The 8824-nt window shown below is 72.9% G+C and carries 8 protein-coding genes, 1 other RNA gene and 1 riboswitch; of the genes, 4 read left to right on the top strand and 5 right to left on the bottom strand.

Annotated elements, in window-relative coordinates:
- From AC2H6A_RS15420 to AC2H6A_RS15405, 4 genes are all read right to left on the bottom strand, one after another.
- A partial coding sequence (locus AC2H6A_RS15420; protein WP_484274551.1) for a TldD/PmbA family protein occupies nucleotides 1-1102 on the bottom strand: 1102 nt, incomplete at its 3' end.
- 89 nt (nucleotides 1103-1191) lie between these two features.
- A complete protein-coding gene (locus tag AC2H6A_RS15415) occupies nucleotides 1192-2106 on the bottom strand; it encodes a helical backbone metal receptor (RefSeq protein ID WP_484274550.1) in 915 nt (304 codons plus the stop codon).
- A gap of 47 nt (nucleotides 2107-2153) precedes the next feature.
- Nucleotides 2154-3992: a TonB-dependent receptor domain-containing protein gene (locus AC2H6A_RS15410; RefSeq protein WP_484274548.1), complete on the bottom strand. Its 1839-nt coding sequence runs from the start codon at nucleotides 3990-3992 to the stop codon at nucleotides 2154-2156.
- A gap of 94 nt (nucleotides 3993-4086) precedes the next feature.
- Nucleotides 4087-4333, bottom strand: a riboswitch (cobalamin riboswitch).
- A 48-nt stretch (nucleotides 4334-4381) separates the two neighbouring features.
- A complete protein-coding gene (locus AC2H6A_RS15405) occupies nucleotides 4382-6694 on the bottom strand; it encodes a protein-disulfide reductase DsbD family protein (protein WP_484274547.1) in 2313 nt (770 codons plus the stop codon).
- Nucleotides 6695-6755: 61 nt separating this feature from the next.
- Here AC2H6A_RS15405 and AC2H6A_RS15400 point away from each other — a divergent pair, with 61 nt between their 5' ends.
- The 4 genes from AC2H6A_RS15400 to AC2H6A_RS15385 all read left to right on the top strand — a co-directional run bounded on the left by AC2H6A_RS15400 (nucleotide 6756) and on the right by AC2H6A_RS15385 (nucleotide 7988).
- The gene (locus AC2H6A_RS15400) at nucleotides 6756-6962 is read left to right on the top strand and encodes a hypothetical protein (RefSeq protein WP_484274546.1); all 207 of its coding nucleotides are present in this window, start codon (nucleotides 6756-6758) and stop codon (nucleotides 6960-6962) included.
- A 1-nt stretch (nucleotide 6963) separates the two neighbouring features.
- A complete protein-coding gene (locus AC2H6A_RS15395; protein ID WP_484274545.1) occupies nucleotides 6964-7260 on the top strand; it encodes a cell division protein ZapA in 297 nt (98 codons plus the stop codon).
- Between the two features lie 41 nt (nucleotides 7261-7301).
- Nucleotides 7302-7484: non-coding RNA, 6S RNA (gene ssrS, locus AC2H6A_RS15390), on the top strand.
- Nucleotides 7485-7517: 33 nt separating this feature from the next.
- On the top strand, nucleotides 7518-7988 hold the full coding sequence (locus AC2H6A_RS15385; protein WP_484274544.1) for an EVE domain-containing protein: 471 nt from the start codon (nucleotides 7518-7520) through the stop codon (nucleotides 7986-7988).
- A 106-nt stretch (nucleotides 7989-8094) separates the two neighbouring features.
- Here AC2H6A_RS15385 and AC2H6A_RS15380 read toward each other — a convergent pair.
- On the bottom strand, nucleotides 8095-8824 hold a 730-nt coding region (locus AC2H6A_RS15380; RefSeq protein ID WP_484274543.1), incomplete at its 5' end, for an AMP-binding protein.

Genomic DNA, 8824 nt, shown 5'->3' with positions numbered 1-8824 from the left:
ACACGCCGCGGTAATTGGGATTGCGCACCACCGGGCCGAGTTCGCCGTCGACGATGAGCCGGCCCCATTCGCAGCCGAACTGGAACTTGTTGCGCGAGTCGTCGATCGACCAGGAGACATTGGTGCGCATCAGCACGCCGCGCTCGATCAGGCGCACCGGCCGCGCCGGCTCGCCCTCGTCGTCGACGCCATAGCTGGCGTACTGCCCGGGCACGCCCGGGTCGAAGCTGACATCGAGCAGCGGCGAGCCGTAGCGGTAGTGACCGAACATGTCGGGCGTGACGAAGCTGGTGCCCGCGAAGTTGCGCTCGTCGCCCAGGATGCGATCGAGCTCCAGCGGATGGCCGATCGACTCGTGGATCTGCAGCAGCATCTGGTCGGGCTCGAGCAGCAGCGACATCGGCCCGCTCGGGCAGTTGGGCGCCATGAGCAGCTGCAGCGCCTCCTCGCCGATGCGCTCACCGCCGCCGCGAAGGCCCGACAGCGCAATCACCTCGTCGCCGCCCTGCATGCAGAACCCGTTGTACTGGCCACCGAGGGTGCGGGTCTGGCTGCGTCCGTCCTGCGCCGCGGTGGCCTCGAGGTTGGGCTCGACGAAGGCGAAGGCCTGGTCGGCCACCGGCTCGCCATCGAAAAACAGGCGCTGGCGGCCCTCGACGCGCCGCAGCGTGGCCGCCCAGTGGACGATGCGCGCATCGCGACGCAACGCGGCAGACTCGGCCACCAGCTCGGCGAGCAGATCGGGTCGGGCGGGCAGCGGGCGCTCGACCAGGCTGCGCCAGGCCACCGCGCGCGCCGAGGGCCGAGGCAGCGTGATGCCGGCGAACAGGCCGAGCCGGCCGACGGTGACGGCCCAGGCAATCGCGCGATCGGCAGCGGCCTGCAGCCCCGCCGCCGAGAGATCGGCGCTGGCCGCGTAGCCCACGCCGCCGGCGTGCCAGGCGGTGACCATGGCACCGGCATCGAGCGACACTGCATCGGGCTGGACCACGCCACGCAGCACCTGCAGCTGGTGATGGCGCTCGGCCACCATGCGCACCGACAGGCTTGCGCCAGGCGGGCAGCGCAGCTCGGGCAGGCGATCGGGCAGGTCAGGCAGCATGACGCGTGTGGCCGGTATGGGCGATAGGACCGGTATGGCCGGTACGGCGGGCGAGGCGGGTGAGGCGGGTGAGGCGGGTGGGGCGGATTCTATCCCTGCGCCCGGACGGGGCCAGCGGGTCGACGCACCGCATCGATCTCGGCGCAGACCGTCGCGAGCAGGGCGGGCAGCCGCGGGCCCGGCCGCGCGAGTGCCGGGTCGGCCGCCACCATCCGCAGCGGACCGGTCGGCGCCAGCACACCCAGCCTCGACCAGGGCTCGGTCTCCTGCCCGCCCTGCACCCGGATCACGACCCGTGGCGCCCGCGCCAGCACCGCCTCCGGCCCGACCGCGACCGACAGTCCGGGCGCGTCGGCGAACACATTGCGCACGCCGCACAGGGCCAGGGCCTGCGCGAGCGGATCGCGATCGGTGATCGTGAAGAGCGGCTGCTGCGCCACCTGGATGAACACCGGCAGCGGGGAGTCCGTGCGGTGCCGCGCCTCGAGCGCGGCCAGCGTCGCACGGAAGGCGCCGAGCACCTGGGCCGCGCGCACGGCGTCACCCGCGACCGGCGCCAGCCGCTGCGCCGACTCGGCCAGTCCGGCCAGGCCGTGCGGCTCGGTCACGAAGGTGGCGATGCCGAGTGCAGCGAGGCGATCGAGCGCGCTGCGGCGCAGGCCCGCGCCCCAGAGCACCACCAGATCGGGGCGCAGCGCCGCGATCGCCTCGACATCGGGTGTCGGGTAGGCGCTCAGCCTCGGCAACCCGCGCAGTACGGGCGGGTAGTCGCTGTGCGGATCGAGTCCGACCAGCCGCGGCGCGGCACCGAATGCGGCCAGCCACTCGGTGGCATGCGGTGCCAGCGACACGATGCGCGCGGGCGGCGCGGGCAGGCTCACCGATCGGCCCCGGTCGTCGGTGAGGGTCAGGCCAGCCGCGCTGAGCGGCCCGGCCAGGACGGCCAGCAGCAGACCTGACACGCGCGCCAGCCAGCGGGCCTGCCACCCGGGGCGCAGCGGCAAGGCCTCGCGCCAGCCAGGATGCAGGCGCAGCGCCAGCCCCGCGCGGCTCAGCGCTCGCTGAAGCGCAGTCCGGCCCACAGCGTCCGACCGGGCATCACGTAACCCGCGGCGGTCTGGTAGTCGCGGTCACCGAGATTGCCGGCTCGCGCGAAGAGCTCCCAGCGGGCGTCGATCCGCCGTGAGACGGTGAGGTCGACGATGCCGTAGCCGGCGAGCTTCTGCCCGAGGGTGTCCACCCGATCGCCCTGCGCGGTCCAGCGGCCATCGACGACCCAGGGCCCCTGTTGCCACTGCGCGCCCAGCACCCCGAACACGCGGGCGCGTCGCGCCAGGCGCTGGCTGGTGCCGACGGCATCATCGCGTTCGCCGCGGGCGTCCTGCACCGTGGCCGAGGCCTGCCAGCGCAGGCCGGCCCAGGGCTGGGTCAGCGAGAGGCTCGCGCCCTGCACCCGCGCCCGGGCGAGATTGCGCGGCAGGTAGCTGCCATCGAGCTCGATCGCATCACGAATGCGGTTCTCGAAGAGCACCAGCGAGGCGCCCGCGCCGCCAGCACCGCGATGCTCGACCGCGATCTCGGCGCCCTGCCCCCGCTCGGGCCGCAGGGACGGATTGGCGCCGAAGGGGCTGTAGAGATCATCGAAGGTAGGCGCCCGGAACGACGAGGCCCATGATGCCCGCAGCCGCCACCCCGGCCGCCACTGCCAGCCCCAGCCGATGGCGGCGGTGGGCTCGGCGCCCACGGTCTCGATGTGATCGTGACGCACCTGCATCCGCAGCCGGTGGTCGCCGGCCACCAGCTCCCAGGCTGCGAATCCCGCGTCGGTGCGGCGGCGGGAGCGGATGTAGGTGCTGCCGCCCACGCTCACGCCGTCACCCGTCATGCGCTGCGCGAGATGCTCCAGGCCGATCTCCAGCCGGCCGGCCGGCAGCGAGAGCGTATTCAGCCAGAGCAGCGAGTCCGACGCGGTGCGCGGCGCGAACGAGAAGGCCTGGTAGGCATAGTCGATGCCGCCCTGGCCGAGCCGCAGCTCGGTGTTCCAGCCAGCCGTGAGCGGACCGCGGGCAGCCAGCCCCAGTGTGGAGGTGCGGTAGCTCAGCTTTGCGGTCTGCGGTGTGGAGAAGGTGTCGTCGTAGGCGGTGCGGCCATCGGTGGCCAGAGCCGAGGCGCTCAGCTGCCAGCCGCCGGCCAGCCGATGCGAGAGTCCGACGCTCGCGGCCACGCGGCGGTGCCCATCGCGATCGGCCTGGTAATCGGGCGATCCGGGTCGGGTGGCCTCGAAACCCCCGGTACGCTCGGCCGATACCGAGGCATTGAGCCGGGCGCGGCCGTCGGCGGTCTCACGCGCGAAACCAGCCTGGCCCTGGCTGCTGCCCTGCGTGCCCAAGGCCAGCAGCGCCGAGGTCGACGGGCCCGTGCCACCACGGGTGAAGATCTGGATCACCCCGCCGATCGCCGCCGATCCGTACAGCGCCGATGCCGGACCGCGGATGACCTCGACCCGCTCGATCATCGACAACGGCATGTACTCGAGATTGGCGCCGCCGCCGGCGGGATTCTCCATGCGCACACCGTCGACCAGCACCAGGGTCTGGGCGGTCTTGGTGCCACGCAGGAACACGCCCGAGATCGCGCCCGGCCCGCCGTTCTGCGAGATCTCGACGCCGGCGCGGGCGCGCAGCAGTTCGGTGAGCGAGGTCGCGCCCGAGCGGGCGATCTCGGCGGCATCGATCACCACCTGGTCGACCAGGGTCTCCTGGGCCGGACGTTCGGTGCGGGTGGCGGTGACCACCACCTCGGGCAGGGTCTGGGCGCCCAGGGGCGACAGACCGCAGCAAAGAAGGGCCAGGCTCGAGCAGGCCCGGACCGGCAGACATGGGAAACGCATGGAAGGACTCCTCGCGTACCGCCCAGGACAGGGGAAAGGGACGGCACGCAGGATGCGCTGCCCACCGCAGCGCATCGTTGGCGACATGAAGGGAAACCCCTTCTCCCTCTCGGCCGGTATCCGGGCTGGCAGGACCGAGCGATTCGCCTTCCCAGGGCCGGCATGACCGGACCCCAGTGGCATGGAACCGCCCGCGACCGCCATAGCGGCGATCGCGCCTGCTTACCGTTGCGGGGGCAGCACAGGTTGGGCTGACCGGCTGGACGCCGGGCGGACCCTCTGTTTCCCGTTTAACGCCGCCCGACGACTGCGGGCGATGCACCGAAAGCCCAGCCAGTCTAGCACCGGGGTCTGCGCCGCCCGCCGACCCGATCGGGCCGGCATTCCGTTCAGCGCAGGCCGGCCAGCGCCTCGAGCAGCAGCCCCGGGGTGAGGATCTCGGGCAGGATCAGCGGCTGGGCCTGGCCGGGCCGATGCAGCAGATAGAGCGGCACGCCATGGCGGCCATGACGGGCCAGCGCGGCGGTGATCGCCGGATCGTGGCGGGTCCAGTCGGCGCGCAGGCGCAGCACCCCGGCGCGCGCGAAGGCCTCGCGCACCGACTCGCGCTCGAGGGCCAGACGCTTGTTGGCCTGGCAGCTCACACACCAGGCCGCGGTGAAGTCGATGAACACCGGCTGGCCCTGGGCGATGGCCTGGGCAACCCGGGCTTCGCTCCAGGGCTGCCAGTCGGTGGCCGCGGGAGCGCCCGTCGCCGGGGCGGCGGCGCCCGAAGCCTGCGGCGCGCCTGCCCCGGGCGCGGGGGCGCCGCCGCCAGCGGCGGACTCATCACCGGAGGCCGGCCGCCCCTGGGACAGCGGCATCAGGGTGACCCACACGCCGGCAATCGCCGCGCCCAGCGCCAGGGCGACGGAAAACGGGCGACGGGTAGCCGCGGCCGGCTGCGCGAAGCGCCCGACGATCCAGCCCGCCAGCGACAGCAGCACCGCGCCGATCGCCAGCCCGAGCACTGCGTCGATGCCCGCCTGCTGCCCGAGCACCCAGGCCAGCCAGGCCGCGCTGGCCAGCATGGGGAAGGCCATGAACTGACGCAGGCTCTCCATCCAGCGACCCGGCCGCGGCAGGCGGACAATCAGCGCCGGCATGAAGCCCAGCACCAGATACGGCAGCGCCATGCCGGCGGCGATCGCCGCGAAGACCGCCAGCACCACCGGCGCCGGCTCGCCGAGCGTGAAGCCCAGGGCCGAGCCCATGAAGGGCGCGGTGCAGGGCGTGGCCACCAGCACCGCCAGCGCGCCCGAGCCGAAGGCCCCGGGCAGACCGCCGCCGGGGCGTGCAAGCGAGCCGGCGGTGATCGCCGCTTCGACGCCGCCCAGACGGGTGAGGCTCATGCCCACCTCGAACAGGCCGGCGAAATTGAGCGCGATCAGCACGAAGAGCAGCGCGAGCAGCGCCACGAACACCGGCGACTGCAGCTGAAAGCCCCAGCCCACCGCCTGCCCGGCCGCACGCAGCGCCAGCAGCAGTCCGGCCAGCCCGAGGAAGGTGGCAAGCACGCCAAGGGCGAAGGCGATCGCCGCCCGGCGCGCCTGCGCCGGGCCATGCCCCACGAAACCCATCACCTTGAGCCCGACCACCGGGAACACGCAGGGCATGAGGTTGAGGATGAGCCCGCCCAGCGCGCCGAACAGCAAGGCAAGCCACAGCGAACCCGGGCCCGAAACGGCCGACTTTGCGGCAGCCTGCGGGCCGCTCGGCGCGATGAGCCCGCCACCGCCCGCTCGGCCCGCCGCGGGCAGCAGCTGCCGGCCGAGCGCCTCGCTCACCGGTTCGCCAACAGGCATGGGACCGCTCGCGGCCACCGCCACCACCTCGCTCACCCGGTCATCGAGGCGGATGACACCCAGCGCACGGGGCGTGGTCGAGAGGGACAAGGCCTCGCCCTGCACGGGCTCGGCAAGCGCGATGTCGAGCCGGTGGCTGCCATCGGGCAGACGCATGAGCCGCTGGGGCGCCGCCGCCTGCAGCTTGCCTTCCTCGTAAGGGAAAAACTCGGCCCGCCCGAGTGCCGCGGCCGCCAGGCGCAGCGACAGCCGCCCCTCGGCCAGCAGGGCCTGCGCCGGCAGCGGCGACACCGGCAGCGCGGCCAGCGTGGCATCGATGGCCGCGCGGTGCGGCGAGGCGGGCGGCTCGCCCGCGGCCTGCACCGGGAGCGACAGCGACAGGCTGGCCTCGCCAGGGATGCAGACATCGCGGCACATCAGCCAATGGGCCTGAGCCTGCAGGGTGACCTGCCCGGCGGCCTGCGCCGGGACGCTCAGGCTCACCGGCAGCAGGACCTCATCTTCGTAGACAAAGTTGGCGAGCGGGCCGATCAGCACCCGCTGCGGCGCCGGCCAGCGGATCTCGCCGGCCTGCCAGCCCGGCGGCAGACGCCACTCGAGCCGCGTGGGCAGGCCGGAGTCGCCGGGATTGCGCCAGTAGCTGTGCCAGTGCGGATCGTGGCGGATGCGCAGGGCCACCTGCAGCGGCCGCCCGGCCACCGCCGCGGCATCGCGCGCCACCAGCGCCACCTCCACCGCCTCCACCCGCGTACCCTGCGCGGCCGCAGGCAGGGACAGCAGGGCGAGGCCCGCCGCGACCGCCATCACGCACGCAAGGAAGGCGCCGCGCAGCCCGCGGCACAAGAAGCGCTCAACCATCGGGCGATGCTACCGCAGGCCCGCGCTTGACCCCCCTCACCACCCTGCCTACCATCGGCGCATGGACCCCGAACTCGACCGGCTGGAAGGCCAGATCCAGCAGCTGATCGCCGGCAGCCAGCGGCTCGCCGACGAAAACCGCCAGCTGCGCCAGGCGCTCGAGGACGCCCGCCTCGCGCAGCAGACCCTGCGCCAGCGCATGGACGAAGCCAGGACGCAGGTGCGCAGCGCGCTGGGGCGGCTTCCCGATGCCGCCCCGCAGGAATGACATGGAACAGATCGATGTGCGCATCCTCGACCGCGACTACCGTCTTGCGGTCGGCCCCGACGAAAAGCCCCGCCTGATCGAGGCCGCCGCGCTGGTCGACCAGACCATGCGCACGGTGCGCGACGAGAACCGGCTCACCCACCTCGACCGCATCGCCATCGGCGCGGCACTGCAGCTTGCCGAGCAGCTCATCCTCGCCCGCCAGCCCGCCGCGCCCGGGCCCGACAGCGCGCGACGCCTGCGCGCCGTGAACGAGGCCCTCGAGGCCGAGATCCGCCGCCAGGAGTCGCTCTTCTGACCGGCGGCACGGCGGGCGCCGCATCCGGGGCTACAATGTGTGCTGCCCTGCGGTGTCCGACAAGGCCTTACATTCCTTGAACCAATGTGTCGTACCAGGCCGTGGCGAATGGCGCGTCGCTGTTGAGCTCGTCCCCCGTCGGATGAACCTGATGTGATGCCCGCTGCGGCCGACCTGAGCCTCATGGTTCAGGATGCCGGTCTACCGGCACAGGCGGGGCACCTTATTCCACCATCACCAGCACACCCGCGTTCACCATGGCCCGCTGGCTGATGAAGTCCGAGCCCTCGGACTGCTCCATCGACGACGCGCTCGCCGCACCCGACGCCACCGTGCCCTGGACCGGCGTGCGCAACCATCAGGCGCGCAACTTCCTGCGCGATGCCATGCAGGTGGGAGACCCGGTGCTCTTCTACCACTCCAGTTGTCCGCAGCCGGGCATCGCCGGCATCGCGCGCATCGCCTCCGAGTGCCGCCCCGATCCCACCCAGTTCGACCCCGCCTCGCCCTGGTATGACCCCACCGCGCAGGTGCACGCGCCGCGCTGGCTGCTGCGTGATGTGCAGGCCCTGCGCCGCACCCGGCTGCTGTCGCTGGCCGAGCTGCGTGCCCACCCCGGACTGGCCGATCTGCTGGTGCTGCGCCGGGGTAACCGGCTGTCGATCACGCCGGTGTCCGATGCCCACTGGCAGCTGATCGAGGCGCTGCTGGCGCAGCCGGCCTGCTGACCCCGCGCGCCAGGATCGGCGGGCGCGATGCGCGGGTGCCAGCGGCTGCTCGCGCGACGATCAGCGGGCAGCGCAAGCCCGCATGCCCGCCGCTGCCGGCGGCGGGTCAGGCCAGGCCGAGCTTGGCCGCCAGGCCGATGCGCTGCAGCTTGCCGGTGGCGCCCTTGGGGATCTCCTCCAGAAACACCACCTTGCGCGGCACCTTGAAGTCGGCCAGCCGCTTGGCGGCAAACTCGCGCAGCTCCTTCTCGGCCAGGGCTGCGCCCTCGCGCAGCACCACCGCGGCGCCCACCTCCTCGCCGAGCTTGTCGTGCGGGATCGCGAAGGTGACCACCTGGGCGACCGCGGGATGGTCCATCAGCACCTCGTCGACCTCGCGCGGCGAGACCTTCTCGCCGCCGCGGTTGATGATCTCCTTGAGACGCCCGGTGATGGTGAAGTAGCCCTCGGCATCCATCACGCCCTGGTCGCCGGTGCGGAACCAGCCGTGGGTGAAGGCCTCGGCATTGGCCTTGGGGTTGCTCTCGTAGCCCAGGGTGACGTTCTCGCCACGGATCACGATCTCGCCGGTCTCGCCCGGGGGCAGCAGGCGGCCGTCCAGATCCATGATCGCCATCTCGGGGCCGGCGGCGATGCCCACCGAGCCGGGCTTGCGCTCGCGCGGAGGCAGCGGGTTGGCTGCCATCTGGTGGGCCGCCTCGGTCATGCCGTAGGACTCGACCAGCGGCGCGCCGAACACCGCCTCGGCCTCGGCAATCACCTGCGGCGGCATGCTCGAGCTCGACGAGCGCATGAAGCGCAGCGGGTGCCGCGCGATCACGTCCGGGCTCTTGGAA

This window comes from Quisquiliibacterium sp. (assembly GCF_982640115.1).
Note: the sequence above shows the minus strand (reverse complement) of the source record. Positions and strands in the feature narration are given on the sequence as shown.

What these genes read in the sequence shown, in the direction of transcription:
- AC2H6A_RS15410 (WP_484274548.1), bottom strand. Translation starts at nt 3,992, where the DNA reads ATGCGTTTCCCATGTCTGCCGGTCCGGGCCTGCTCGAGCCTGGCCCTT.
- AC2H6A_RS15405 (WP_484274547.1), bottom strand. Translation starts at nt 6,694, where the DNA reads ATGGTTGAGCGCTTCTTGTGCCGCGGGCTGCGCGGCGCCTTCCTTGCG.
- AC2H6A_RS15400 (WP_484274546.1), top strand. Translation starts at nt 6,756, where the DNA reads ATGGACCCCGAACTCGACCGGCTGGAAGGCCAGATCCAGCAGCTGATC.
- AC2H6A_RS15395 (WP_484274545.1), top strand. Translation starts at nt 6,964, where the DNA reads ATGGAACAGATCGATGTGCGCATCCTCGACCGCGACTACCGTCTTGCG.
- AC2H6A_RS15385 (WP_484274544.1), top strand. Translation starts at nt 7,518, where the DNA reads ATGGCCCGCTGGCTGATGAAGTCCGAGCCCTCGGACTGCTCCATCGAC.